At 55.6% G+C, this 25,881-nt stretch carries 21 protein-coding genes; 17 read left to right on the top strand and 4 right to left on the bottom strand.

Translation table 11 applies throughout. The annotated features are described in order from the left end of the window. Window positions 1-3: 3 nt before the first annotated feature. From D9M09_RS28980 to D9M09_RS12835, 5 genes are all read left to right on the top strand, one after another. Window positions 4-2,052 (top strand): hypothetical protein, encoded by a 2,049-nt coding sequence (locus D9M09_RS28980; protein ID WP_162995664.1) that lies wholly within the window; start codon window positions 4-6, stop codon window positions 2,050-2,052. 2 nt (window positions 2,053-2,054) lie between these two features. Further along, window positions 2,055-3,023 (top strand): ATP-binding protein, encoded by a 969-nt coding sequence (locus D9M09_RS12840; RefSeq protein WP_121669472.1) that lies wholly within the window; start codon window positions 2,055-2,057, stop codon window positions 3,021-3,023. A gap of 1 nt (window position 3,024) precedes the next feature. Then, complete coding sequence (locus D9M09_RS28975; protein WP_162995663.1) at window positions 3,025-4,440, top strand: hypothetical protein; 1,416 nt, start codon at window positions 3,025-3,027, stop codon at window positions 4,438-4,440. Between the two features lie 465 nt (window positions 4,441-4,905). Continuing rightward, window positions 4,906-5,160: a hypothetical protein gene (locus tag D9M09_RS28970; RefSeq protein WP_162995662.1), complete on the top strand. Its 255-nt coding sequence runs from the start codon at window positions 4,906-4,908 to the stop codon at window positions 5,158-5,160. A 121-nt stretch (window positions 5,161-5,281) separates the two neighbouring features. Next, on the top strand, window positions 5,282-6,844 hold the full coding sequence (locus D9M09_RS12835; protein ID WP_121669471.1) for a Fic family protein: 1,563 nt from the start codon (window positions 5,282-5,284) through the stop codon (window positions 6,842-6,844). A 40-nt stretch (window positions 6,845-6,884) separates the two neighbouring features. Here the strand turns inward: D9M09_RS12835 and D9M09_RS12830 are convergent, their stop codons facing one another. Then, the gene (locus tag D9M09_RS12830; protein ID WP_121669470.1) at window positions 6,885-7,196 is read right to left on the bottom strand and encodes a helix-turn-helix domain-containing protein; all 312 of its coding nucleotides are present in this window, start codon (window positions 7,194-7,196) and stop codon (window positions 6,885-6,887) included. Window positions 7,197-7,745: 549 nt separating this feature from the next. Between D9M09_RS12830 and D9M09_RS29640 the strand changes: the two genes are divergently transcribed. Further along, window positions 7,746-7,967 carry a hypothetical protein gene (locus D9M09_RS29640; protein WP_121669469.1) on the top strand — a complete coding sequence of 74 codons (222 nt, stop codon included), beginning with the start codon at window positions 7,746-7,748 and terminating at the stop codon, window positions 7,965-7,967. Window positions 7,968-7,998: 31 nt separating this feature from the next. Here D9M09_RS29640 and D9M09_RS12820 read toward each other — a convergent pair whose 3' ends face one another. Next, window positions 7,999-9,183, bottom strand: a complete 1,185-nt coding sequence (locus tag D9M09_RS12820) for a chromate transporter (RefSeq protein WP_205602359.1) — start codon at window positions 9,181-9,183, stop codon at window positions 7,999-8,001. Window positions 9,184-9,192: 9 nt separating this feature from the next. Continuing rightward, window positions 9,193-10,170, bottom strand: coding sequence for a chromate resistance protein ChrB domain-containing protein (locus D9M09_RS12815; RefSeq protein WP_121669468.1), 978 nt, complete (start codon window positions 10,168-10,170; stop codon window positions 9,193-9,195). Window positions 10,171-10,313: 143 nt separating this feature from the next. On the opposite strand from D9M09_RS12815, the gene D9M09_RS28965 reads away from it, so the two are divergent. The 11 genes from D9M09_RS28965 (at window position 10,314) to D9M09_RS12760 (ending at window position 24,466) form a co-directional block, all read left to right on the top strand. Continuing rightward, window positions 10,314-10,709 carry a hypothetical protein gene (locus D9M09_RS28965; RefSeq protein ID WP_162995661.1) on the top strand — a complete coding sequence of 132 codons (396 nt, stop codon included), beginning with the start codon at window positions 10,314-10,316 and terminating at the stop codon, window positions 10,707-10,709. Window positions 10,710-10,931: 222 nt separating this feature from the next. After that, window positions 10,932-12,047: an efflux RND transporter periplasmic adaptor subunit gene (locus tag D9M09_RS12805; RefSeq protein WP_121669466.1), complete on the top strand. Its 1,116-nt coding sequence runs from the start codon at window positions 10,932-10,934 to the stop codon at window positions 12,045-12,047. Then, complete coding sequence (locus tag D9M09_RS12800; protein WP_121669465.1) at window positions 12,047-15,130, top strand: efflux RND transporter permease subunit; 3,084 nt, start codon at window positions 12,047-12,049, stop codon at window positions 15,128-15,130. Before D9M09_RS12805 ends, D9M09_RS12800 begins: the two co-directional genes overlap by 1 nt. Continuing rightward, a complete protein-coding gene (locus tag D9M09_RS12795; RefSeq protein ID WP_121669464.1) occupies window positions 15,123-15,425 on the top strand; it encodes a DUF3240 family protein in 303 nt (100 codons plus the stop codon). The genes D9M09_RS12800 and D9M09_RS12795 overlap by 8 nt, the downstream gene beginning before the upstream one ends. Beyond that, window positions 15,422-16,651 carry a TolC family protein gene (locus D9M09_RS12790; RefSeq protein ID WP_121669463.1) on the top strand — a complete coding sequence of 410 codons (1,230 nt, stop codon included), beginning with the start codon at window positions 15,422-15,424 and terminating at the stop codon, window positions 16,649-16,651. Before D9M09_RS12795 ends, D9M09_RS12790 begins: the two co-directional genes overlap by 4 nt. A 50-nt stretch (window positions 16,652-16,701) precedes the next feature. Continuing rightward, entirely contained in the window at window positions 16,702-17,412 is a 711-nt protein-coding gene (locus D9M09_RS12785) for a HupE/UreJ family protein (protein WP_205602358.1), read from the top strand. 11 nt (window positions 17,413-17,423) lie between these two features. Next, window positions 17,424-18,029: a hypothetical protein gene (locus D9M09_RS12780; protein ID WP_162995660.1), complete on the top strand. Its 606-nt coding sequence runs from the start codon at window positions 17,424-17,426 to the stop codon at window positions 18,027-18,029. A 109-nt stretch (window positions 18,030-18,138) separates the two neighbouring features. After that, window positions 18,139-18,501 carry a hypothetical protein gene (locus D9M09_RS12775; RefSeq protein WP_162995659.1) on the top strand — a complete coding sequence of 121 codons (363 nt, stop codon included), beginning with the start codon at window positions 18,139-18,141 and terminating at the stop codon, window positions 18,499-18,501. Between the two features lie 108 nt (window positions 18,502-18,609). Next, window positions 18,610-19,698, top strand: a complete 1,089-nt coding sequence (locus tag D9M09_RS12770) for a DMT family transporter (protein ID WP_121669460.1) — start codon at window positions 18,610-18,612, stop codon at window positions 19,696-19,698. A 471-nt stretch (window positions 19,699-20,169) separates the two neighbouring features. Next, on the top strand, window positions 20,170-22,518 hold the full coding sequence (locus D9M09_RS12765) for an AAA family ATPase (protein ID WP_240453631.1): 2,349 nt from the start codon (window positions 20,170-20,172) through the stop codon (window positions 22,516-22,518). Further along, complete coding sequence (locus D9M09_RS12760) at window positions 22,511-24,466, top strand: UvrD-helicase domain-containing protein (protein WP_121669459.1); 1,956 nt, start codon at window positions 22,511-22,513, stop codon at window positions 24,464-24,466. Before D9M09_RS12765 ends, D9M09_RS12760 begins: the two co-directional genes overlap by 8 nt. 311 nt (window positions 24,467-24,777) lie before the next feature. Here the strand turns inward: D9M09_RS12760 and D9M09_RS12755 are convergent, their stop codons facing one another. After that, window positions 24,778-25,728 carry a site-specific integrase gene (locus tag D9M09_RS12755; RefSeq protein ID WP_121669458.1) on the bottom strand — a complete coding sequence of 317 codons (951 nt, stop codon included), beginning with the start codon at window positions 25,726-25,728 and terminating at the stop codon, window positions 24,778-24,780. Window positions 25,729-25,881 lie beyond the last annotated feature (153 nt).

The raw sequence follows: 25,881 nt of genomic DNA, 5'->3' as shown, positions 1-25,881 counted from the left end.
GACATGATCTCGGGAGCTGGGATGCCAGAGGGTGGGGAGGTCAAGGCTCAATTCTCATTTCGCGTAATTAACGGCGAATGTATAGACGCGAGCCAGTGGCCTACTCCTGATGAGGGGGCGCTGAACAGCGAAGATTGTGCCCTTTATTTCGCACGGAAGTCCGCAGTCACGCTTTATTTGCAGGGGGCGGATGCCGCTCAAATAAAGCGAGTTACCTCACTTGGAGCGAAACAAGCATATAGACTGATTCGGGAACGCTGTCTAGCCATTCATGTCGATGGTCAACCATATGGGTGGCGTGCGCTAATTCCATACCTCCGAATACGATCATACAAGCGACGAAAAAAAATCCAACTCGATCAATTCGGGGCTGGTGGTGCCGGTGCGATGGATACAATGCTGGATGCTCACCCTGACCTAAGGCTAAGGTTTGAGAAGCGGATCAAAGCGGTGCCAGGTAGAGGGAAATTAGTCGAAATAAAACGTTCCGTGACTAGGCACTGCACTTGGTTTCTTGATGAGTTGCGAAGTCTTGGCTACGAACAACGAGGTGAATGGCCTTTCAATACCAGTAGTACTGCTTATTATTCGGTCCGACGATATATCAACAAAATTCTTGCATCTGATGTAAAAGCCTTGGCAAATAATGCCGGCGGAGAAAATCTTGTGCGCAAGCTTAAGACTGGAGATGGCTCTAACCGTCCAGTTATGCGGTTCATGCAACGGATTGAAATGGATGCACATAAGCTTGATGGCCGGTTTTGCGTATCGATACCAGATATTTCTGGGGAGAGCAGGGAGCGTATCGTATATCGACTTTGGGTCATTGTGCTGGTAGAGGTAGTATCCCGCGCCGTTATTGGCTACTACTTCAGCCTGAGGAAAGAAGTATCTTCCGATGATGTGATGCGAGCGATCAAGGGTGCTCTTACTAAGTGGCATCTTCGCCCGGTGTCGTTTTCCAAGGAACCTTATGTGCAAGGAGCAGGGCTGTTGTCAACGATGGGGGAAGACTTTGTAGGTCTTTGCTGGGATGAAACCAGCGTTGATGGGGCATTGGCAGAAGTTTGCACTCGCGTAAGGGGCGCACTGAAAGACGCAGTTGGGTCGGTGTTACTGGAACCGGAAAACTCCTTTTCTGTTAAGCGGGGTTTGGACGACCGACCTTATATTGAAACTTTTTTCCGGAACCTAGCTGGCAATGGGTTCCAACGTTTATCCAATACTACTGGTGCTAAAGCTGCTGATCGAAAGGGGCGTGATCCTGATACGGTGGCTATCACGTCTTGTTTTTCGTACGAGTACGCTGAAGAACTCCTGAACGTACTAATCGCTAACTACAATGCGCATCCGCACAAAGGTATTGGCAGAAAAACTCCGCTGAACTACGCGAAGTTCCTGTTTGAACACTCCCAACAACCGATGCGTCACGTTGAACCTGATGTGGTCGCATCACTGTTTAGTATTAGGAAAAAGTGCCGGGTTCGTGGTGGAGCCAAAGTTGGACGAGCAGCATTTGTCGAGTTTTACTATGCGCACTACACAAATGAGATGTTGCAAAATCGTCAGGATCTTGTAGGCACCGATATTTGGGTTATTAACCATAAAGAGGACGATGGCCGCGTAGCATTAGCTTCGACGCTAGACGGGATGCCATTAGGAATTCTCCGCGCATCACCGCCATGGCATATTTCACCGCATAGCCTGTCAGTTCGTAAAGCGGTCTGCCAAGCGGAGGCGCGGGGACAATTCTTGATTCCAGCGGGAGGCGACGCAATTGACACATTCATAAATTTTGTCGAACACCAGCCAAGTAATAAGCTGCCAATTCACCCAGCATATCTTGAGTCACGCAGAATATTGACACAAGCCGCAGATCAGTTTGTTGGCGAAAGTTTGCTGAAGGCCGCGCAGGACCGTGTAAGGCCCTCTCCGTCTCAAGATGATGTTAAATCTTCTAATGCTCCTCGGACTCCACGGGCCTCATCAAGCAATAATCTCAGTGCGCAAACTACCATACTGCTCCGCCGTATGACCTCGATACGGAAATAACTATGCGCGCATCTCACATTGATCCAGATCATTGCATTTTTACCAAGCAATACGCGGTCTACACCCAACCCATACACGAGATGACCGTTCAGATAGGTGATTGGATAGATCAGCAGCGTCCGGGAGGATACATTTATGGAGCATCGCGCCTGGGGAAGACACGTGCAATCATTTGGTATCTCGCAGACGTATTGGCTGAGCGTTTCGGTGCCATTGTTCCGCTTATTATCTGGGATAGGTCAGACTCATTGCCAACCGAAGCAGCATTCTGGCATCAATTATTGGTAGCTTCTAATTTTCAATTCGTTGATCCACGTAAGCCAGCAAAAAAAACTGAAGGAGCGTATCTGTGCCTGCAGCGATTCATTTCGATAGCCAAAAATGCTGGAAGAAACTATGTAGTACTAGTAATCGATGAGGCCCAGGAAATGACGCTGCATGAATGGAAGTGGCTAGTCGGTCTGCAAAATCGTTTGGATTACAGTGGGATTCTTCTGAGTGTATTCTCAATAGGATCGCATCAATTAGGTTATCGTCACGAATACTTAGCTAGCACCGGAAATGCACATATTGCTGCCAGATTTATGGCCGCACACGCTCGCTTCCATGGCATTCGTACACTAGAGGAGATTCGATATGTCCTCAATAACTATGACGTGGATTCCGAATGGCCAGCAGGTAGTGGGATATCATTCCTGAATTGTTTCGCCCCGACCTCATTTGCTCAGGGAAAGCGCCTTGTTGACTGTGCTGAATACTTATGGCGAGCACTGATTGAGCTACGTCCTGCATCCGTAAAAAATTATACGGAATTTCCGATGCAGCATATAGCGAGGACAGTGGAAGAGATATTAAGCCGCCTATCACACGGCGAAGATTGGAACGTAACTACATCATATGAAAGCTGGCTAAATGAGCTTGCCAAGGTCAACTACTCGGACCACATGCGAATCATTGCGACTGCTGGTTGATATGAAATCTTTTCCAGCCGTAAACTGGTGGAAAGGAAATTTGCGACCTTATGAGTCATTCATTTCACTAGCGACTCGTTTTTCCGTACTAAATGGAATCGATTTGAAACAATGTAATAGTTTCTTTCGTGGCCATCTTGAAGCGGGTTTTTCCCTCGATGATGTGGATATCAGGTGGATTAACGAAATACTGGGAGAGGATATTCAAGTCACCAAAAGTGTACTCAATATGGAGATTTCATTGCCGTATAATATTTATCTGAGCTCCGTTGATCAATTGCCGCGCTATTCCTTACGCTACTGTGCAGAATGTTCGAAAATCGGCTACCACAGTTACTTACATGAGCAACCTTGGATGGCACGATGCCCTTTCCATCAGACGCCATTGCACAGTACTTGCGCCGGAAAGGACTATACAAAAATTCAGGTGCGTCGCGGCCAAGCGTTGCTGGAGCTGATGCAGACGGCCTGCCCATATTGGCCAGCTTCAAGTCCGGAGCCTTTTTTTCCGGAATCTTACGAGTGCTTCCGAGCGCTCGCAGAATGGATGCCTCGTGTCATTAAAGTGGCAAAGCAATTTGATCAGGGAGAATTTTGGTATTGCACTAACACTAGACCCCCTCGGCCGCATGACAATGCTCAGTTGTTGGGAATGGTTCGTGCCCTTGAACATATTCCAGAAGCCTTGACTCCGCTGTTTACTGATGTGCAGGAGGGCTGGAAAGTGGAGGTAATGCATTTTCCGATTCAAGCTAAGGAAGAATTCGAAAGGATTTCCGATCTAAATATCGATCTACTGTGGATGTTTTATAAATGTGCGGCCGCATATTCTTCGCAACATTTTCCTTTTACTGAAAATATCAACCTTGTGCGTCAGGCCTTAGATAAGCGTCATCCAAAATGCCATTGCAAATGGGGGCGGGAGGTGGTTTCTTTCGGAACGCATTGGATTGGTGTATCTCCGAATCACTGGCCACATTGGCAAATAACCTGTCCATATGATGTTGCTCGTCAGGAATTTGAGCTTGCTGTGGGGTTGCGACTTGATTTTTTATCCGATCGAAAATCTTATAAAGAACGTCTTGAATACATAAAATATGCCAAAGAATTAAATGAAATAGGTCTAGTGAAATTTAATATGAAATTGAATTCATCTCCTGATGAATATTTTTACTTTTCCCCTAATTTTTTACCCTACATGGAGTGGATCGGAACTCCTTTTATTAATTTGGTGCTAGAAAATATTACACAATTTGAAGTGGAATCCTTTTCCGATTCACTATTCGATTGGCTGGACGATATTGAGTGCGGCGAAGATCCAGAAAACTGTCCGCCTCAAGGAGGTGCGATTCATTTAGCTAAGACTGAAGATGGTTTGCTCTTGTTAAAATGGTGGCGCAAAAAAAAGAAACATTAAGGAAGCTATACGAAGTAACGGCTTGTCACTACAATTGGTATTTTTAATAAAATTATTATGTCGGCGTATAGAGCAGTACCTTGCATATTTTCGTATATGCCTAGAAAGAGATTCTTGAAGAATTGCGCAAACAAATGAAATACGCGCAGTCAAAAATCGAGCAGTTCAAGCTGTAGATTGTTAAACTATTGTGTGTACAGTAGATCCTAAGTCTAAAAGTCAATGCTACCAGGTTGAGAAAATGGAGTCGCAGTTGAAGAACCTAGCGCTTCATTAGGGTAAGATGGCGAAAGAGAGATCGAAGCACAAGCGCTACGGGAAATGCTCACTTATCTGTGCAATTCACGATGTGCACACGGCACGGTAAGCAAATTTATGAGTGCATATTATTGTCTAAAATACATCTATCTGTCTGATGGCAAAACAATAGCTAACTATCATTGAGTATTTTCCCAACGGATTTTTATGAGAACCAAAATTTATTTTGCTGATGGTTTGCTGATTGCTGTACGCGAGGATGGTCTTCGCCTATCGGACACTGATGCCGTTCGCTTGGCTGACCTTCTTTGGGCGAATAATGTGGCATCGTCAGAAGTTTGGATGACCGACTGGCATGAGGACGCTGAACATGCGCCAATGTCCGGCCATAAGGTGGCAGTGTTTCAACGTCTACACCATCTTGAACAGCCTGATGAGATCGTTCGAAAAGTCTTGAGATAGGTTGAGATGTTCAGATAATTTGCATTTTAGGCATCGAAGTGTTTGTAAGGATGCAATTTAATAATCATATTTTTTGCGTGACACTATTTTTTATATAAAAAGTGAGCGGTTTAACTGAAAAATGACAGATTACATAGGTTTTAAGTGGCTGGCTAAACAGCTGAATATCCGGGAGGTACAGCCTCTCGCGGTAGAAAGTCAAGTAGGCAAGTTGCGTCGAACGGTGATCAGTTCAATCAGGAAAGAAACATATAGCAGGACTGTTCGGCCGGATCCAACAACAGCCAGTCATCTATCTTTTGCGCTGAAGCATGAGCTCGTCAATCTAGAGTTTCTGGCGAGACTCTTCTCGGTAATCGACAAGACGGTACTGGAGGACTGGATTCGTAGCGAACCTACTGGCGCGTACGCCCGGCGCGCAGGCTTTCTGTTTGAATGGCTCACAGGCCGCCGTCTCGACGTGCAAGATACCCCATCCGGAAATTACGTCGACGCCCTAAATCCCATCGAATTTGTCGTAGCATCCCGCGCTTCCAACACCCAGCGCTGGCGTGTTAGAGACAATCTTCCTGGAACCCGTGACTTCTGCCCAACGATCCGGCGAACTGACGCTGTTCGTGCTCTAGAGCACTTCAATTGCGCCGCAGCGCTTGAATCCCTCGAGATCCAGTTTGGTGCCGATATCTTGGTGCGTAGTGCCGTATGGCTTTCTATCAAAGAGAGTCGTGCCTCTTTTGCAATTGAGAAGGAGGAAAAACAGGTCGATCGAGTGAAGCGCTTCGCTGCACTCATGGAGCACCGATGCGGTCAAAATGGTGATTCTCTCGCGCTACAAGCACTTAGCGAGATTCAAGGTGAAATCCTCGGCATTGCTACGCGCTATGGCGTACGCCAATCACCAGCCGTCATCGGATATACGCACGGCGTTGAGAATATCGTCGAGTACATCGCACCGCCATGGGAGCGAACGACGGAATTGCTCGTAGGTCTCCAGCGGTGCTTGGCCAAGACTACAGGTACATCATCGTTATTGCGCGCATCGATCGCATCGTTCGGCTTCGTTTATATTCACCCGATGAGCGATGGAAACGGCCGCATCTCTCGATTTTTGGTCAATGACGTGCTGCGCAGAGACGGTGCTATACCGGCCCCCTTCATCCTGCCGATCTCAGCAACTATCACTAACAAGGCGCAGCAGCGCTTAGGGTATAGTCGCGCACTGGAAACCTTGTCGCGGCCCTTGGTAAGCATGTACCAAGAGGACTTTCATTTCGGTAACGAATACACTTGTCCAGATGGCGCTCGCTCCAATTTCCATTTTGATGCTTACGACGATGCTCTGCCGACCTGGCGTTACCCGGACCTGACACACCAGACCGAGTTTCTCGGAAATATCATCAGGTCCACCATCGAAGTAGAAATGAGCAACGAAGCTAGTTATCAGCGTGACATTGAACGTGCACGGCATGCCGTCAAAGGGTCGCTGGAGGGACCGAACTCTGATATAGATCAAATCATCCGGTCAGTGCGTGACAATGGCTGGACAGTGTCAAACGACCTAATTAAAAAGTTTCCTCAGCTCGCTGCTACCTCGTTAGCCGCGGCGGTCGTCGCGGCGGTAAGGAACGTCTTTCAGCCTGAAGCAGCGGATGCTACTTTTGTTGTCGACATGAAGCGTTCTTGATCTGTGTGAAACAAGGTATTTTTCGCCGTAGTGGCGCCAATTAAGTTTCGTCAGCGCCACGCTTGTCGGGAAAAATGCGGTCAAACGACTGTATTTCTGCATGGACTCGCTCCCATAGTTCTTTGCGCTGCTCGTCTGTTTCTGGCAAATACGCGAGTGCGAGTAGCGATAGAGGGTGCACTTCCAGCACCGATGAGATTTCATCAATCTTCGAAATAGTTGGCGCCTTCAGTCCTCGCTCCAAGCTACTAAGGTAAGTTCGACTGGATACAATCGAAAAGTCCTCCTGGGTAAGTCCGCGGCTCTTCCGTGCCTTCTGTAGGCCCGCGCCGAAGCGTTCAAGTAAACCCATACATTGGTCCAGTGCAAAATACACGATGTACTCACGCCGCGCACTTTAGGACTACAATCTATAGTGTTCATTTGTTGGTGAAAAACTGAAATGCTAACTACACAGCAGGAGCATGAGCTCCCTAGATTCCCTTTTGCGACCGGACCTGGCGTGTCAACATGGAGAGCGGTCACACTTCACGTAGGGGTGATTTACGTTGTCATGAGTTACGCAATTAGGCATGAAGATGGCTGGTTGCCACAGACCTCAATGTTCTGGAGACATAACGATGCGCTGTCGTTTTGCAAGCATGTGAACATAGACGAAAAGCGAAAGCTGCTGGATATCTTCCTACTTATTCCTGTCCACGATGGGGCACACGTCAAATGGAGCTTTGTACCGATAAGAGAAGTTTTTTTTAGGAAAGATGGCGACGAAAATAATGATTTTCCCCTCTACGTTACGCCCGATGGGAAAGTAGTAGATGGGCTAGGTCTAGGAGCGCCTGACAATGTTTCGCTCGTCGAAGATTGCCAGTCATTTCAACGGATATTCCCTGCTTAGCTTGGCGTGCCATGGGGCGCGATCGACATTGTCGGCGCCTGCCTGTGCTGGGGCATTGACAGCAACCTGACGTGCAAGGCGCCGGCCAGCGATGCCTCGCAAATTTCCGCCTTGAAGGGCCTGGTGGCCAGTTCCGTCAACCCGGCCATCTCCTTGGCCCTGGGTTACACCGTGCCTCTGTCGGCGCGCAGTCACCGTGGTACGTTCTCGAACGCGATGGCAAGATAGGCGGCTACGCCTAGCCTTCCGTTTCATTCGGTTAGTGATGCAGCAGTGGATAAATCAGCAAACCTGCCACTGCAGCGGTGGCCACGACGACGGGCTCCGGCAACTTTTTAAACTTCCACAACAGTACCACGGCGGCCACGGCGATCAAGGCCGTCGGGATGTCCATGATCGAGCGCCTGGCGATGACGATCACCGAGCCGGTGATGGCGCCGATGGCTGCGGCAGTGATGCCGTCGACGAAGGCCAGCACGCCCGGCAGCTTGCCGTATTTTTTAAAGTACGGTGCCGGAATCACGGTAAATAGGTAGCAGGGAATGAAGGTGGCCAGGGCCGCCACGGCGGCGCCCGGGAAACCGGCGATCAGGTAGCCTATAAAGCCGACGGTGATGACGACGGGTCCCGGCGTGATCATGGCAACGGCGACGGCGTCCACAAATTGCCTGTCGGTCAGCCAATGGTGCTCGGTGACGACGCCACCATACAAGAACGGCACGATGGCCAGGCCTGAACCGAACACAAAGGCGCCCGCTTCGGCAAAGAAGATGCCGATTTGCGTCAACTGCGACACGTCCACCACGCCCCAAATGCCAGGCGCCGTTGGCAGCTGCGCCATGCCGATCGCCTGCAATCCACCGCCTTTCACGAGGCCCTTTGGCGGGGCGCGCACCAGCCACACTAGTACGCCGGCCGCGATAAATAGCCAAGCCACCTCGGATTCAGTGACGATGGTCACGCCGGCGAGCAGCAGGTAGATGGCCCACAGCAATTTATCCTTGCCAATGCTCTTAATCGTCAGCTTCCTGGCGCTGATGGCAATGATACCGATCACCGCCGCACCCACACCATAAAACACGGCCTGCATCCAGGATAGGCCGCCAAAGCGCATGTACGCCCAGCCCAGCGCGACGACCATGAAAAACGACGGCAGCACGAACGCCAGGCCAGCCAAGGTGGCGCCGAGCAAGCGGTAATGGACGTAACCCATGTAGATGCCCAGCTGCGCGGCGAGCGGACCCGGCGCGAGCTGCGCCAGCGCCAGGCCTTCCTTGTAGTCGGCCTCCGTGATCCATCCGCGCTGTTCGACCAGGTCGCGGTGCATATAGCCGACCAGCGCAATCGGGCCACCGAATCCCAGGCTGCCCAGTCGCAGCATGTACGCGATCATCTGCCATAGCGTGTAGCTGGCACGGGCTGGCTGGGCGTCTATTGTCTTCATGGGGAATCCTTATGCCAGCGATGGCACAACCTTCAATTCACTGGAAAAATGCTGGTACAGGGCGTCGAGTACCAGGCTGATCTCTTGCAGCAACTGATCGTCGTCCCTGGCGCGTTGGCGGGCACCGCTGAGCATGGCTTCGAAACCGCTCGCTTCCGGCACAAAGGTGCCGCCCACGTCGAGCGCATGCACCATGGCGCCGAGACGCAGCAGGCCTGTATCGTGGCCCATTCCAAAACTGGCCACCAGCACTTCAAATGTCACACTGTCGCCCACGTGGGTAAAGCGGGCCTGGTCGAAATCAAATCCCAGTGCCTCGGGAGGGCAGTCGGCTGGCGTGTCCACCCAGGCAAAGCGGGCTTGCTGATCGATAAAACGCTGGATCAGCCATGCACTGGCTACCCGGTCCACCCACAGGTGGCGGCGAGTTGCCCAAAGGCGTCCCTGGAAGGCTGCGGCATCGAGTTGCACGATAGGCGCATTGCTGGCCTGCGGTTCGCCGGGCGACAGCAGGGCTTCGGCTACATGGATAAAGTCCATCCAGGCTGCCTGGGCAGCGGCGCTGGCCTGTGAGGGGAAATAGTCGGTGGCGCACAGGGCATCGAATTCGCGCCGCAGCTTGCGTAGGGCACGGTTGATGTCCGCCGGCGCCAGTCCATCCAGCGTGCGGCGCACGCGCGTCAGGCCCTCGACAAACTCGGCCATTTCGGCGCTGCGGTCGAACAGGCTGCAATACGCTTCGTTGTCGGCCGTGGACTGGGCCTGGACCGTCAATAGCCAGGCGCTGCCGCCTTCACGCAGGGTTTCCGCCGCGAGGTCGCTCAGCTGTTGCTGTTGGTCGGCGCGGTCGGGCAGCAGGTAGGCACCGTCGCGCAAGGCGCCGCACCCCAGGCTTTTCAGGGCACGCCAGATACGCATCCTGGCTGTCGCGCTATCGGTCGGCAGGCTCACGACGAGCAGCAGCCAATTTGGTGGAATAGTTTTCATGGATACAGCATACAATGCTGTAGTTATCTTTACAAGATATGTAGAGTAAATTACTCAATCGTGATTTTGAATCTGTTGGCGCGCTTTTCCTACCCTCACAAGTAGCACTCGCCAAGTCTAGGCTGGCGTGATACATTCCGGGCATGCGCAAGTCACTCTCCCATTACCTCGCTTTTTTTCTGTTCGTCATGTTCATGACGAACAGCGGCGCATGGACGGGGAGCAGCGTTCGCCTGGCGCATGAGATGGAGCATATCGGCCAGCTCGACCAGGATGCAGGTGAACATGAGCATGCCCACCTGGGCCACAGCGACGACGGCGATCATGATGATCGCAACAATGAGGTGCCCGGCAAGTCCGGACACCAGGCCTTGCACGCCGTCGACCACCTGCAGTTTTTCCCGGATACCGCCTTTGGTGGTTTTTCCATGCTGGCTGCGGACGCCAATGTCCCTCCGCAATTCGTCACCCTGCGCTTGCCGCTCCCATCGTACGACCCTCCGTTCCGCCCGCCTTGTAGCGGTGCGCTGACAGCCTAACTCCGTCTGCAAGACCGGGAGCCTGCGCTCCCCATCCAGCATCTGCCGGATTAGACGCGCGCCCTGATGCGCCGTGCGTCTCTGTCCTCGTTGCATCTTTACCTTGTGCTGCCTTCCTTCACAGCCGCCACTTTGGCGCGCCTGGGAGCGTTGGCGTGCCTGGCCCGCGGGCCATGGCGTCGATTGCCCGGTAGCCCTGTCTGTCTCATTCAGGAAAGAATCATGAAAACAAGAGAAATACTCTCGCCACTGTGCCTGGCGCTTGCGCTGGCATGGTGCCTTCCGTCGTCCGCTGCGGAGCGCTCGGCCAAATTTGCTGTCACGGAACAGCAGATGAAAGCCCTCGATATTCAAGTGCGGGCATTGCAGCGCGATGCCGAGCTGGTCGTGCTGAACCTGCCTGCACAAGTCACGTTGCCCGCCAGTGGTGAACAGATTGTCAGCTCGCCCGTGACGGGCCTGGCGGTGCAGTTGTACGTGCAGCCGAACCAGGTAGTCAAGCGCGGTGCACCATTGCTGCGCCTGGTGAGCCAGGAACTTGGGCCTTTGCAATTGCAATTGCTGCAAGCTGCGAGCCGGGCCGGCCTGGCCCGCCAGACTGCGCAGCGCGAACGCGCCTTGTTCGATGAAGGCATCATCGCCCAGCGCCGCGTTCAGGAAGCGCAGACAGCGTTACAGGACAGCGAAGCGACATTGCGCCAGGCGAAAGCTGCGCTGCGCCTGGCCGGTCTCCCGGCGCAGGCAATTGAGCGCATTATTGCCAGCGGCAAGCTGGAGGATGGAGTGACGCTGACGGCTACCCAGGCCGGCATCGTGACCCAGATCGACGTCAAACCAGGCCAGCGCATCGATCCTGCCACCGCCTTGCTGCACCTGACGCAACTCGATCGCCTGGCACTGGAAATCCAGGCGCCCGCAGCGCAATCTGCGGCCTGGCGTGTCGGCGGTACCCTGCAGGTCGAGGGGCGCAACAGCAAGGCACGCATCGTCAGTATCAGCCCCGTCGTCGCGCCAGGCAGCCAGACGGTTGCGATCCGCGCGGAACTCGATGCCGGCACCAGCGGCTTGCGGCCCGGCGAAATGGTCACAGTGCAATTGCCACTGGGCGCCAATACGGCCGCCTGGGACGTGCCACTGGCCGCGCTGGCGCACGACGGCAAGCAAGCCTATGTATTTGTGCACTCCAAGGACGGTTTTGAAGCGCGTCCAGTCGCCGTCGTCAGTAGCGCAGGGCAGCGCGTGCGGGTGTCCGGCATGCTCAAGGCCGGTGAGAAAATCGCCGTCTCCGGTGTCGTGGCCCTGAAAGGCTCCTGGCTGGGCGAGAAGGGGGGCAGCTGATGCTCGCCCGCCTGATCCAGGCCTGCCTCTCGCAACGCCTGTTTGTCCTGCTCGCAGCGCTGATGCTGGGCGGCGCCGGGTGGTATGCGTTCAAGCAGCTGCCCATCGATGCCTTTCCTGATGTGTCCAGTACACAGGTCAAGATCATCATGAAAGCCCCCGGCATGACGCCGGAAGAGGTGGAAAGCCGTATTGCGGTGCCGGTTGAAGTTGAAATGCTGGGCATTCCGAAGACCAAGGTCCTGCGGTCGGTGACGAAATACGGCCTGGCCGACGTAACCATCGACTTTCAGGACGGCACCGATATCTTCTGGGCACGCCAGCAAGTCAGTGAGCGGCTGGCGGGCATCACGGATAGCTTGCCCAGTGGCATCAGCGGCGGCATGGCGCCGGTTACCACGCCGCTCGGGGAAATGTTCATGTTTACCATCGAGGGCGGCGGTCTTTCCCTGGCCGAACGCCGCAGCTTGCTCGACTGGGTGATCCGGCCCGCCTTGCGCACGGTGCCCGGCGTGGCCGATGTGAATGCCCTTGGCGGTGTCGTGCGCGCCTTCGAGGTCGTGCCTAATCCACTGGCCATGGCGGCCGGCGGCGTCACCCTGGCGCAGTTGAGCGAGGCCATCCGTGCCAACAACCGCAACGACGGTGCCGGACGCTTGGGCGAAGGCGATGAAGTATTGCTGGTGCGTAGCGAGGGCAGCATCACCAGCCTCGATGATCTGCGCGCGGTCGTCGTGACGGTACAGAACGGGGCGCCGCTACGCGTGGGAGCATTGGCCGAAGTGCGTATCGGCTCGCTGACACGCTATGGCGTCGTCACCCAGAGCGGCAAAGGGGAGGCTGTGCAGGGACTGGTGCTGGGTCTTGCCGGCGCCAATGCGCAGCAAGTGGTTGAAGGCGTGCGCAAGAAGCTCGGCGAGATCCAGCCTACCTTGCCCAAGGGCGTCACCCTGAATGTTTTCTATGACCGGGCCGAGCTCGTTTCGAAAGCCGTGGGCGCCGTCTCGTCGGCGCTGCTGGAGGCAACGGTGATTGTCGTCGTCCTCCTGGTCCTGTTCCTGGGAAACATGCGCGCGGCGCTCACGGTAGCCCTGGTACTGCCGCTGGCGGCGCTGATCACGTTCATTCTCATGCGTGGTTTCAATATGTCGGCCAATCTGATGAGTCTGGGCGGCCTGGCCATTGCCATCGGCATGCTGGTCGATGCGGCCGTGGTGGTGGTGGAAAACATCGTCCAAAGGCTGGCGCACGACCCGACAGCGGGCAAGTTGCCACGCCTGCATACGATTTACCGGGCGGTGCGCGAAGTGGCTGTCCCGGTCACTTCCGGCATCGTCATCATCATCACGGTATTTTTGCCGCTACTGACCTTGCAGGACCTGGAAGGCAAATTCTTTGCACCGGTCGCCCTGGCCATCGTCTTTGCACTGGCAGGCTCGCTGCTGCTGTCGTTGACCGTCATTCCCGTGCTGGCCTCGTATCTGCTACGCGACGTAGCGCATCAGGAACCTTGGTTGCCGCGCAAGCTGCTGATCTGGTACGAACCCGTGCTGGCCTGGAGCATGCGCCGGCAACGGGTGGTTGCCATCGGCGCCGCAGTCATGCTGCTCGGCGCGGGCTTGCTCTACACACAGGTGGGCAAGACGTTCATGCCCACCATGGATGAGGGCGACCTGATTGTCGGCATCGAAAAGCTGCCTTCCGTCAGCCTGGAGCAAAGCGCTGCGCTGGACCTCAAGATCCATCAGGCTTTGATGCAGGCGCTGCCGGAAGTGACGGGCGTGGTGGCGCGTGCGGGTTCTGACGAGATCGGCCTCGACCCGATGGGCTTGAATCAAACCGACACCTATCTCTTGCTCAAGCCACGCGGCGAATGGCGGATGAAGGGCAAGGAAGCCCTGATGGACGAGATCCGCAAGGTACTCGACCAGCTGCCGGGCATTAAATACAGTTTTACGCAACCGATCGAAATGCGCGTGAGCGAGATGATTATTGGCGTGCGCGGCGACATCGCCGTGAAAATCTTCGGTCCCGATCTGGCGCAGCTGAACCAGTTCGCGTCGCAGGTGGAAAGCGTGCTGAAAACCATACCAGGCAATCAGGATGTGTACACGGTGCAAAACGATGGCGTGCAATACCTGCGCGTGGCGGTCGACCGCCTGCAGGCGGGCCGCCTGGGCTTGAGCGTTGAGGAAATCCAGGATGCGCTGCGGGTGCAGATCGAAGGCCAGCAGGCCGGGCATGCGGTCGAAGGCAACCGCCGCACACCGATCGTGCTGCGCGCCGACGAGTCCATCCGTCTGTCGCCGACGGATTTCGCCGCCGTACGCATTACCGCCAAGGATGGCAGCAGCGTGCCGCTCAGCACTGTGGCGAAGCTGGAACGCGCCGAAGGACCGGTCAAGATCGACCGCGAGATGGGCAGCCGCTACAGCGTGGTGATTGCTAATGTCAGCGGGCGCGACCTAGTGGGCTTTGTCAACGAGGCCAAGGCCAGCGTCGCCAAGACCTTGGCCTTGCCGACCGGCTACCGCATCACCTGGGGTGGCCAGTTCGAGAACCAGCAGCGTGCGGCCGCGCGCCTGGGCGTTGTCGTTCCGGTGGCCTTGGGACTGATCTTTATCGTGCTGTTTTCCACCTTCCGCTCGGTACGCCAGGCGCTGTTAATTCTGTCGATCATCCCGTTCGCCCTGGTGGGTGGCATCGTTGCCTTGTGGGCCACGGGTGAGTATCTGTCCGTGCCGGCATCCGTGGGCTTTATCGCCTTGCTGGGTATTACGGTGCTCAATGGCATCGTTCTGGTCAGTTACTTCAATCAGCTGCGTGCCGAAGGCATGGCCCTGGCCGAACTGGTGGTGCAGGGGGCGCGCCGGCGCCTGCGCCCCGTGATGATGACTGCCTCGATTACGGCCTTTGGCCTGATCCCGCTGCTCTTCGCCAGCGGGCCGGGCTCGGAAATTCAGCGCCCCCTGGCCATTGTGGTGATTGGCGGCTTGATCACGGCGACCGCCTTGACCCTGCTGCTGTTGCCCATTCTTTATTTGCGCTTCGCGGTGGCGAAGCAGGAGAAATTCCATGACTGAACTGTGTTTAACCTTGCTGTGTCCTCCAGCGCTGGAAGAGCGCGTGCTCGACACGCTGCTGATGAGCAGTGAAATTTCCCTATTTACCAGCACGTCGGCCGCCGCGCACGGCCTGGCGCACGATCGGCTCAGCGCCACCGAGCAAGTGCTCGGCTTGGCCAAGATGACGCGCATCGATGCACTTCTGCCGGAAACGCATCGGGAAACGGTGCTGACTATGCTGCGCCAAGTCTTGCAGGGCGGTGGTGTGCGCTATTGGCTCACACCCATTACCGAATCGGGGGAGCTGCTATGAAGTATGGATTACTCATTGCGCTGGCGGCGGGTGCGGTCCAGGCCGCGCCAATTCCGCCGGCGCCCGGCTTGTTGCCGACAGCGATGGTGCGCCCTTTACTGGACCAGGATCCTGAGGTGGCCGCCGCCCGTGCCGGGCGCGAGATGCTGCGCCAGGACGCCGCGCTGGCGCAGGAATCGCCGTACGAGTGGACCGCCAAGGTCACGGCCCAGCGGCGTACCGTGGAAGCCGGCCCCCATTACAGGGAGTGGAATGCGGGCGTGGAGCGCACTTTGCGCTTGCCGGCCAAGGCCAATGCGGATCGCCGCATCGGCCAGGCCTTGCAGGAAGAGGGGGAGGCGCGCTATGGCGAGGCCTTGCACGAGACCGCGCGTGAATTGCTGGGACTGTGGCTGGACTGGTCGCACGCTGAACAGGCGCTGGTATTGGCGGCCGAACACCAGCAGGCGGCCAGCGACAATCTTGCTGCGGTGAACAAGCGCGTCAAGGCCGGTGACGCCGCCGCACTCGACGCCAGCCTGGCGCGCGGGGACCTGGCCGACCAGCAACGAGTCAGTATCGAAGCCAAAACGGCGGCAGCTGTTGCTTGGGCACGCCTGCATGCGCGTTTTCCTGGCTTCCAGCGCGAGTTGTCCACCTTGCCTTCCTCGCTTCCCCTTGCCGAGTCGCCGACGTTCTGGCGTGAACGCATCCTGGCCCAGAGTGACGAACTCAAGATTACCGAGGCGCAACTGCTCAAGGCGCAAGGCATGAGCGCGCGCATGCGGGCCGAGCGCACGCCAGATCCCACTGTCGGCCTGTACACGGCGTCCGAGGTGGGCGGTCGTGAGCGCATCACGGGTGTCATGTTCAGCATTCCCTTGCCGGGCGCCCACCGGGCCGCACGCGATGGGCGGGCAGTCCAGGCCATGGAGGTGTCGCAGCATGAGGTCGCACTGAAGCGGCGCGCCCTCGATAGCGCCATTGCCGTATCGCTGGCGTCGGCACAGGGCGCGCATGAAAGCTGGCAGGTGGCCGAAGCGGGCGCGGCGGACATGCGTGACAACGCACGCCTGCTGCAACGTGCCTACACCTTGGGCGAAGCCGATCTTCCTACCTTGTTGGCGGCCCGCCGCCAGGCGACCACCGCTCAGCAAAACGCCCTGGCGGCGCGGGTGGCGGCGGCACGCGCGTATTACGGCATCCTGGTCGACGCGCATGTGGTGTGGGACATGGACCATGAATAAAGCACCTTACAGGCGTCTCCCGACACTATGACTTTTAACAGGAGCAATACATGAAATTGATGACGAACAAGCCGGGCCTTGGCGCCTGGTGGAGCTGGTTGGCCGGCGCCTTGCTGTGGCTATGCGCTGGTATCGCGGCCGCCCATGGCGTATCCGAGTCCGACAAGGGCTTTCTGCAGGCCAGCAGCGGCATGCAGATCCTGCCGTACATTTATCTGGGGGCCAAGCACATGGTCACCGGCTACGATCATTTGCTGTTTTTGTGCGGCGTGATCTTCTTCCTGTACCGCATGAAGGATATCGGCCTGTATGTGACGCTGTTTGCCATCGGCCACAGCACGACCTTGCTGCTGGGCGTGATCAACGGCTGGCATATCAATGCTTATTTTGTTGACGCCATTATCGGCCTGTCCATCGTGTACCGCGCATTCGACAACCTGGGCGGTTTCCAGGCGGTCTTTGGCGTGCAGCCGAACAAGCGGGCGGCCGTGCTGATCTTCGGCTTCTTCCATGGTCTTGGCCTGGCTACCAAGCTACAGGACTTTGCCTTGTCCGCCGATGGCCTGGTGCCAAACATGATCGCCTTCAATGTCGGCGTGGAGATCGGCCAGCTGCTGGCCTTGAGCATGATCCTGATCGCCATGCGCTACTGGCGCAGCACCACCAGCTTTGTACGGCATGCCGCCACCGGCAATTTCGTCCTGATGACGGCCGGATTCATTCTGGCCGGCTACCAATTCACCGGCTTTCTTAGCAAATAGGAGCACGACCCATGACATCCACACCAATGAACGGCGGCATTTCGGTCGCAAAAAAAGAACTGTTGCGCGGTACCGGCCTGGCGGCCGTGGTTGCCGGCCTCATTCTGACCGTTGCGATCCTGCCTGCCGAATATGGCATCGATCCGACTGGAATCGGCAAGGCGCTGGGCTTGACCACCTTGCATCGCCCGGCGACCGCCGCCGACAGCGCACCCGCAGCGCAGGGCTCGCAGGTAGCAGCGCCCGGCGAGGCGCGCGCACTCACGATTGCCGCCAAGCAAACGGTGCCATATCGCTCGGACGAGCAGGAAATTACGCTGGCGCCCGGTAAAGGCCTGGAAGTCAAAACCCACTTGGCCAAGGGCGCAACGCTGATTTATTCCTGGGAAACGAAGGGTGGCGCCGTGGTCAACCATGATTTTCATGGCGAACCGGTCAACGCGCGGGAAGACGAGTTCGAGAGCTTTATCGCCGACAAGGGCGTGAGCAGCTCCAGCGGCTCGCTCATCGCGCCCTTTACAGGCGTGCACGGCTGGTACTGGAAAAACAAATCGGCCGAGCCGGTGACCTTGGTCCTGCGCTCCAGTGGTTTTTACGCTGACATTTACAAGAAGTAATTAGTACCGCTGGTTTCAGTGCGCGGCACCAGTCACACGGTGCTGCGTATAAGCACGACGGCTTATCGCGGCGAGGCCGACCAAAATCGCCGCATCCATGGAGAATTACATGAAAAAAGTTATGTTGACGTTGGCTGCCTTGTTGTTTGTTTCGGCCGCACCTGGTGCGTGGGCCCACACCGACCACGACCATGATGAGGCGCCAGCGCAGATCAAGCTCGAACTGAAGGGCGGTAAGACGGGAGCCACGGTGTATGCCAAAAGCGCGGGCAAGAACTATGCGACCGCCGGCGCAACGGGTGTGTTGACGATTATCTCGGGCGGCACCAAGACTGACGTCGTATTGCAGCCTGGCGCCGACAATACGATGGTCGGCAAGACGGCGGCGCCGTTGGCCGCCGGCACCCGAGCCCAGGCCAGCATCACCTTCGCGGACAAGAACACGGTCAAGGCCGAGCTGGTCGCCAAGTAAGCCACCATGCGGCCCCTCACCGGGCCGCAATGAGGAAGGCGCTGCCAGCGTGTGTCGGATCGTGCATACTGGCAGCCAGGATAAAAAAACACCCCACGAAAGCATCGCATGGCATCTTTATCATCTTTACCCGGGCAGGGTGCGCATCAGGGCGTCGTGTACGCCTTGCTGGCGGCAGCCCTGTTTGGCGCCAGCACGCCCTTTGCCAAAACGCTGGTAGGGCAGGTCGCTCCGGTGACCCTGGCCGGTATCCTGTACCTAGGCAGCGGGCTGGGCCTGCTGGCCTGCTTCCTGGCGCGCGCGGTGCTCACCCGTAACAATCAGGACAAACCCGCCACGCTGACGGCTGCGGATCTGCCCTGGCTCGCGGGGGCGATCGCTTTCGGCGGGATTGCGGGGCCGGTCCTGCTGATGTTTGGCCTGACGCTCACGCCAGCCTCATCGGCATCGCTGCTGCTCAATATCGAGGGCGTGCTCACAGCGATGTTGGCCTGGTTCGTCTTCAAGGAAAATTTCGACCGCCGCATTTTCATCGGCATGCTGCTGATTGTCGCCGCCGGCATCCTGCTGTCGTGGGAACAAGTGCCCAAGCTTGGCGTGCCTTGGGGGGCGATCGCCATTGTCGGCGCCTGCCTGTGCTGGGGCATCGACAACAACCTGACGCGCAAGGTGTCGGCCAGCGATGCTTTGCAGATTGCCGCCTTGAAGGGTCTGGTGGCCGGTTCCGTCAACCTGGCCATTGCCCTGGCCCTCGGTTATTCCTTGCCCAGCGTCACCATTTCCCTGAGCGCCGGACTGGTCGGTTTTTGCGGCTATGGCTTGAGCCTGGTGATGTTCGTGCTGGCGTTGCGCCACCTGGGAACTGCCCGCACGGGCGCTTATTTTTCGGCGGCACCGTTTGTCGGGGCCGTCATCTCGCTGTTCATGCTGGGCGAGATACCCGGACTGCTATTCTGGCTAGCCGCGGCACTGATGGCCGCAGGCATCTGGCTGCATTTGACGGAAAAGCATGAGCACGATCACGAGCACGAGCCGCTGTTACACACGCATGCACACAGCCACGACGCCCATCATCAGCATACCCACGAGGATGGTTGGGACGGCAAGGAGCCACATGTGCACGCGCATCAGCATGTGCCGCTGCGCCATGCACATCCCCATTATCCAGACATTCATCATCGGCACGATCATTCATGAAACCATCAACAGTGCCCCTAACAAGCAAGGGCCGCGAACCTTACCGAGCGGCAAAGCAATGATACGAAGCGTATTCGCATCAGGTACGGTGCTGAGCGGCGAAGCGGCCTCTAGGTGAAGCCGAGGACACGACCCTGCGCGCCTTGGCAGCACACGGCCGCAGGCTACAGTCGCAAGCAAGGTAATGAGGTAAAGAAAGATGGTTGGACAGGCAACGGCCGTCCCTTTGTGCGGATCGCCCGCAAGCGAAGCGCGAAGGCCCGAAGCTGGGCGTCAGGGATGTGAAAGGCTGGAGATAGCCAATTCCGCCAAGGATGAGCGAAAAGCGAACTTGGAACAGCGCGGTCCGAGAAACGGAGACGCACTGATGTGTTATTTCGCTTATTATTAATTTGAATGAGTTAGCTACTACAGGTAGAACTGGATATTGACTCTAGCAAAACGCGAACGCTCCGCTATCTTTCGGCGAATATGGCTTTCTATGTAATTTCAAAAATTAGCGGAGGATTTTTCGTGCATCTTCACTCGTATCGCCTCAGAAACTTTCGACGCCTGAAAGATGCTCATATTGAGCTGGCTGACGACATCTCAATATTTGTAGGATCGAATAACAGTGGAAAAACGTCGGCAACTCAGGCGATCCATGCTTTCGTCACGGGCGGACGGGATCGTTTCAGTCTCTATGATTTCAGCTCATCGTGCTGGAAGATTTTCGATGAAGCTGCAAATATCAACTTGGCCGCCCCGATACCCAAGGGTTTCACGCTTCCAAGCATAGATCTTGATCTCTGGTTCGAGGTTGCGGCGCCAGACCTCTATCTAGTGATTCCCTTGCTTCCGAGTACAGCATGGGAGGGAACCAAGGTCGGCATCCGAGTTTCCCTAACCGCTAGAAGCCCCATTAACCTCATCCGAAATTTCCAAGAAGCTAAGGTTAAAGGTGCTGGGCAGGCAGCGGAACTGCCGCCCGAATCACAATATATCCCTTGGCCTCGCTCCATGACGGACTATCTCCAGCGCGAGCTCAAGAGCGAATATGAGCTCCGCTACTTCATCTTGGATCGCACGCAATTCGATGAGACCTTCCGCGAGATCGGCGGTTACATTCCAGATGAACTAGGCGGAGAGCCAGGTGGCGGAACGATTCTAAAATCTCTTATTCATATCGACAATCTTGGTGCTCAGCGACACCTTGCTGATCCTAATCCGGAAGCAGGCAGCAGATCAGAAGACCTGTCAAAGCGATTGAGCCGTTTTTACAAGCGAAACCTTAATCAGAGGCAAGACGATCACATAGCCCTCAAGGCTCTGTTCGAATCTGAGCAAGCGCTCAACATTCACCTGGATGGGGTATTCAAGCCAACGCTTGATCGGCTCGCCAAGCTTGGCTATCCGGGCGTCAATAACCCGCGCCTGAAGATAATGTCGGCGCTAGACCCCGCCCACGTCATGAGCCAAGACGCGCGGGTTCACTATCAGATCGGAGAAGGCGAAGACACCAATACCCTTCCAGACAGTTATAACGGGCTTGGCTTCAAGAATTTGATCTACATGGTCGTAGAGATTCTCGACTCTCAAGCCAGGTGGGCTACGATGGACGATCGCCCACCATTGCACCTGCTTTTTGTGGAGGAACCAGAGGCCCATCTTCACGCCCAACTCCAACAGGTCTTCATACGAAATATTCTTGAGCTTCTGAATATAGAGGGCGACGATGGAAGTATTTTTGGCAGCCAGATGGTCATCACGACCCACTCGCCGCACATCCTTTACGAGCGAGGCTTCAAGCCGATCCGCTACTTCCGACGCAAGAAAGTTGGCAAGGAACAGTTGACGGAAGTTCTAAACCTATCGGCATTCTATAAAAACCAGCCAGATGATCGTGATTTTCTGGAACGATATCTGAAGCTGACACACTGTGATCTATTTTTCTCAGATGCAGCTATTCTCGTTGAAGGCAACGTTGAGAGATTGCTCCTCCCTGTCATGATTCGAAAGAGCGCGAAGACTCTCCGCTCAGCTTGTCTATGCATTTTGGAGGTCGGCGGTGCCTTTGGGCACCGCTTCCAGTCGCTTATAGAATTTCTTGGTCTGACAACCCTGATCATTACTGATATTGATAGTGTTGCCCTTGTGGCACCTGCGGCCGTCGACGACGAGGAAGTCGAAGAGTTCGAGGTTCCACACGACGCCGAAGACGATGCTGCAGTGCAGGCCCAAGACAATGGGCAAGATCCAGTCGATGAGGCTATGGTTCCAGCACCCAAGAAGAAGTATGGCAAGGCTTGTTTGCCCAGCGAACCGGACGCTGCAACTTCGAATCAGACCCTCATCAAATGGCTTCCGGGGAAGTTCACAATCGAAGATTTGCGTAACGCATCTGAAGCAGACAAAATTCATGTGCTCGAAGACGATGCGAAGGTTCGCGTGGCCTATCAGACTGAACGGGCTATCACTTGGAACGGAGCCGCAGAAACCCTCTGCGGGCGTACGTTAGAGGAGGACTTTGGCCTCGAAAACCCCGACTGGTCCCAGGCCATTGCGAGGAAGCCTCTGGGCCTAATTGTGAAGGGCGGAGCCGCTAGTCCTGTTGCTCTTGCCAAAGGCCTTCATGAGAAGGTTTCGCGGAAGAGCTTCGACAAAACGAAGTTTGCGCTTGCCGTTCTCACTGAAGACGAAGAAGCCTGGCATGTACCGGCTTACATCCGTGATGGGCTTGTCTGGCTGAAGGACGAAATACGTATCGAACTTGAGACCGTGCTGCCCGACGCCATCCTCATCGCTGAAGAAGATGTCGCGATAAGGGGCGAGCATGAATAGCCGAGCGAATAAGCCGGACACACAGGCCGACATCGATCTGCGAAACTGCCTTGGAAACGTGCCACCTCGCAGTTTCATCATGAAGGCTGGTGCTGGCTCTGGAAAAACTACGTCGCTGATTAAAGGCCTGTCATCAATTATCCAAATGCACGGCGATAAGCTTAAGAAGACCCGTCAACGCGTTGCCTGCATTACCTACACCGAGATTGCGGCCGGAGAGATCTGGCGGGACGTCGGCAGTGACCCTCTGGTTCACGTTTCTACAATCCACAGCTTCATGTGGCTGCTGGCTAAGCCTTTCCAGAACGACATTCGCGTTTGGGTGTCTGGGCGCATCGTGGAAAAAATTGAGGCTCTTGAAGAAAAGCAGGCAGCCTATGGTCCCAGGGTTCAGCAACGGACGAAGGATAAGGACACCCGAGATATAGAACGCCTCCATCGGCAGTCGGGGCGGATCGCTGCAGTCAAAGGTTTCCGATACGGAACAGGTAGTAACTACGCAAAGGGGATTCTGGGCCATGATGAAATTCTGAAGCTCGTACCCTATCTGATTGCCGAACGCCCTCTCTTCCGAGTCCTTCTCGCGCGCCAGTTCCCTTTCGTATTTGTCGACGAAAGCCAAGACACGACCACCGAGGTCGTGGAAGCTTTGAAGACCGTCGAGCGTGAACCCGAAGTCACATTTTGTCTCGGCTTCTTTGGGGATCCGATGCAACGTATCTACGCTACGGGGACCGGACAGGTTGAAGCAGAACCCACTTGGGCTGACATTCCGAAACCTGAAAATTTTCGGTGCTCAACTAAAGTTCTGAAGCTCGCGAATGCCATTCGTCGTGATGGTGATGACCTAGTTCAAACCCCTGGCCAACGTCTAGGCCCAGACGGCATCGTTCCAACCCCTGAAGGTTCAGCGCACCTTTTCATTTTCCCTGCGGATGATACACGGGACGCGAATCTGGTTCGAGTACGCGAATGGATGGCGGCACGAACCGGTGATGACCATTGGCAATCAGGTGATGACGACCAAGCGCGCGTCAAGCTTCTTGTCATTGTTCACAATATGGCCGCAAGGCGGTTAGGATTTGGAGACCTCTACGCTGCGCTCAACTCCAAAGCTCCATTGGCGTTCAAAGACGGTTTTTTAGACGGATCTGCGTGGCCTATTTCGGCATGTGTAAAGTTTTTGATCCCGATCGCTATCGCTCACACTCGTGGCCGACAGCTTGAAGTGATGCGACTTATTCGGGAATATTCACTTCTTCTCGATAAAGATTCCCTTGTCGAGGTAAGCGTAGCTGAGCGTCTTAAAGTACTTGGTGACCTTATCGCTTCGATCGCAGAAGGCATAGCGGGGGATTCCGGAGTAACGATCGGCGCTCTTCTGAGACAGGTACATGTCGCTGAGTTATTGATCCTCGACCCTCGGTTAGTATCGTACTTGGACCCAAATGCAGCTGTTCCTGTGCCGCCTGAGCCCGAAAAAGGCGCGGACAATGACGACGACGTTCAAGAAGACGATGAGTCCGACAAGGAAATGGCCTCAATGGATGCTTTTCTAGCGTGCCCTGCTAGCCAGCTTTTGTCATACCATACCTATATCTCGGAACGGTCACCTTTTTGGACTCAGCAAGGCATCAAAGGAGCCGAGTTCGATAGGGTACTTGTCGTCTTGGATGATGCTGAAAGTAGCCACTTCCAGTTCTCCTACGAAAAATACCTAGGCCTTAAGGAACCGTCAGATAACGACCGAAAACATATAGATGCAGGCGAAGAAACAACCATGGATCGAACGCGCCGTCTTTTCTATGTGAGTTGCACGAGGGCGTTGAAAGACCTCGCGGTTGTTCTTTTCACGGCCAATCCTGAGCAGGCAGCGGAGCACATACGTCAGCTTGATCTTTTTGACGTTGAAGCAATCCACACTGGAGCCGTCTTCGTGGCACCATAAGTGATTCCCAACCGAATGAGTACACAAGGAAATGGCCGCCGCGTAAAGAATCTTCTGCGAGCACGCCGTTATATGAGAGCCTGACTGGATGAATATGCAAACCTACCGGGGCCGTTGCCCGGCCAGCGCCTCTGTATAGATGTGCTAGTCGATGCGCCAGAAGAGAAAGGTCAGTTCGGCATTGCCACACCGATCGCCATAGTGAATCATCCGTTACCGTCGCTTTGCGTTCACCGTCGAAGCGGGCTGCCAGTGAAGCAGGCCGAAGTAGTTGAGCGGTACCAGATTATTGACGTGCCGGCGAGAACCTGTCACTTGCCTTGAGTAGGAAGCAGGGCATGCTCGATACGGCGCTGGTTAAAGGGATCTTCCCGATCTATGTAGCGCATGGCGGACTGGGCATTTTTCCAGCCCACATGCTCCATCAGCGTTATCAGATCCCACCCATTCGCGGTTGCCCAACTGGCAAAGCCGCGGCGTAGCGAGTGGGCGCTGTACAACTCAGGCGCATCCACGCCAGCATCCTGCAGGATATTACGCAGGAGCGGTACCAAGCTATCGATATTTAGGCCGTTAGCGCTGATGTTGGCCCAGCGATCAACGGCACGGAACACCGGTCCAGCCGTCAATCTCGCTGCAGCGATCCATTCCTCATAAGCGGTGACAGGGCATAAGCATGATAGCAACGGCACCTTGAAATTGCCGCCTTTGAGCTGGCGATCACTTTTGGTGCGTGGTAAAAAGCAAGTCATCCCTTCACCTGGAGTGACATGGACATGCTCGATCTGCACGCGGGTCAGCTCATCCCCGCGAAACCCGCGCCAGAAACCCAGCAGAAACAACGCTTTGTTGCGGCGGTATCGCAGTTCGGAGGCCAAGTCTCCATGGGATTGCGCGGAGTCCGCATTAGCCGTCAACCAGCGATCGACTAGCTTGAGTTGATCGATTTGAAAGGGTTTTGCCCGCTTTTCCTGGGCCGGGTACAAGGTCTGGATGCCACGCAAGACCTGGCGTATCACGGATGCCTTGGTCGGATCTGGAAAGCCTTGATCGAGATGCCACTTGGCCAGTGCAGCCAAACGCTGACGCAAGGTGTTAACGGCATGTTTGTCGGCGCGATTGGCCAAGTAGCGCGCAATGCTGTCAGGCGTGGCGGGTAAAAACCCGCCCCATTCCACCTCGAAGTCGCGGATAGCGCTTTGATAGCTCTGCCGGGTATTTTCGCGTGTGGCGGCCTGCAGGAAGCGATCGATATCAGACATGGCAAGCAAAGCTGAAGGAATGTGGACAAGGGCCGTGACGTGGTCGTTGGTAAAGGAGCGGTGCCGCGTTTGTCTGGCTTTCAGACTAAATGTACAGATGCACTGGTCAAAACTGCACAAAACATGGCTTGGCACAGGATAAGAATACATTAT

This window comes from Janthinobacterium agaricidamnosum, assembly GCF_003667705.1.
Classification (GTDB): Bacteria; Pseudomonadota; Gammaproteobacteria; order Burkholderiales; family Burkholderiaceae_D; genus Janthinobacterium.
The sequence above is the reverse complement of the archived record's forward strand: the minus strand, read 5'-3'. Positions and strand labels throughout refer to the sequence as shown.

Bases quoted from the DNA above. Each gene is read 5' to 3' on its own strand.
- D9M09_RS12765 (WP_240453631.1), top strand. From the start codon at position 20,170: ATGGCTTTCTATGTAATTTCAAAAATTAGCGGAGGATTTTTCGTGCAT.
- D9M09_RS28980 (WP_162995664.1), top strand. From the start codon at position 4: ATGATCTCGGGAGCTGGGATGCCAGAGGGTGGGGAGGTCAAGGCTCAA.
- D9M09_RS28965 (WP_162995661.1), top strand. From the start codon at position 10,314: ATGCGCAAGTCACTCTCCCATTACCTCGCTTTTTTTCTGTTCGTCATG.
- D9M09_RS12805 (WP_121669466.1), top strand. From the start codon at position 10,932: ATGAAAACAAGAGAAATACTCTCGCCACTGTGCCTGGCGCTTGCGCTG.
- D9M09_RS12835 (WP_121669471.1), top strand. From the start codon at position 5,282: ATGACAGATTACATAGGTTTTAAGTGGCTGGCTAAACAGCTGAATATC.
- D9M09_RS28970 (WP_162995662.1), top strand. From the start codon at position 4,906: ATGAGAACCAAAATTTATTTTGCTGATGGTTTGCTGATTGCTGTACGC.
- D9M09_RS12770 (WP_121669460.1), top strand. From the start codon at position 18,610: ATGGCATCTTTATCATCTTTACCCGGGCAGGGTGCGCATCAGGGCGTC.
- D9M09_RS12785 (WP_205602358.1), top strand. From the start codon at position 16,702: ATGAAATTGATGACGAACAAGCCGGGCCTTGGCGCCTGGTGGAGCTGG.
- D9M09_RS12760 (WP_121669459.1), top strand. From the start codon at position 22,511: ATGAATAGCCGAGCGAATAAGCCGGACACACAGGCCGACATCGATCTG.
- D9M09_RS12800 (WP_121669465.1), top strand. From the start codon at position 12,047: ATGCTCGCCCGCCTGATCCAGGCCTGCCTCTCGCAACGCCTGTTTGTC.
- D9M09_RS12780 (WP_162995660.1), top strand. From the start codon at position 17,424: ATGACATCCACACCAATGAACGGCGGCATTTCGGTCGCAAAAAAAGAA.
- D9M09_RS12830 (WP_121669470.1), bottom strand. From the start codon at position 7,196: ATGGGTTTACTTGAACGCTTCGGCGCGGGCCTACAGAAGGCACGGAAG.
- D9M09_RS12820 (WP_205602359.1), bottom strand. From the start codon at position 9,183: ATGAAGACAATAGACGCCCAGCCAGCCCGTGCCAGCTACACGCTATGG.
- D9M09_RS12815 (WP_121669468.1), bottom strand. From the start codon at position 10,170: ATGAAAACTATTCCACCAAATTGGCTGCTGCTCGTCGTGAGCCTGCCG.
- D9M09_RS28975 (WP_162995663.1), top strand. From the start codon at position 3,025: ATGAAATCTTTTCCAGCCGTAAACTGGTGGAAAGGAAATTTGCGACCT.
- D9M09_RS12790 (WP_121669463.1), top strand. From the start codon at position 15,422: ATGAAGTATGGATTACTCATTGCGCTGGCGGCGGGTGCGGTCCAGGCC.
- D9M09_RS12795 (WP_121669464.1), top strand. From the start codon at position 15,123: ATGACTGAACTGTGTTTAACCTTGCTGTGTCCTCCAGCGCTGGAAGAG.
- D9M09_RS12755 (WP_121669458.1), bottom strand. From the start codon at position 25,728: ATGTCTGATATCGATCGCTTCCTGCAGGCCGCCACACGCGAAAATACC.
- D9M09_RS12775 (WP_162995659.1), top strand. From the start codon at position 18,139: ATGAAAAAAGTTATGTTGACGTTGGCTGCCTTGTTGTTTGTTTCGGCC.
- D9M09_RS12840 (WP_121669472.1), top strand. From the start codon at position 2,055: ATGCGCGCATCTCACATTGATCCAGATCATTGCATTTTTACCAAGCAA.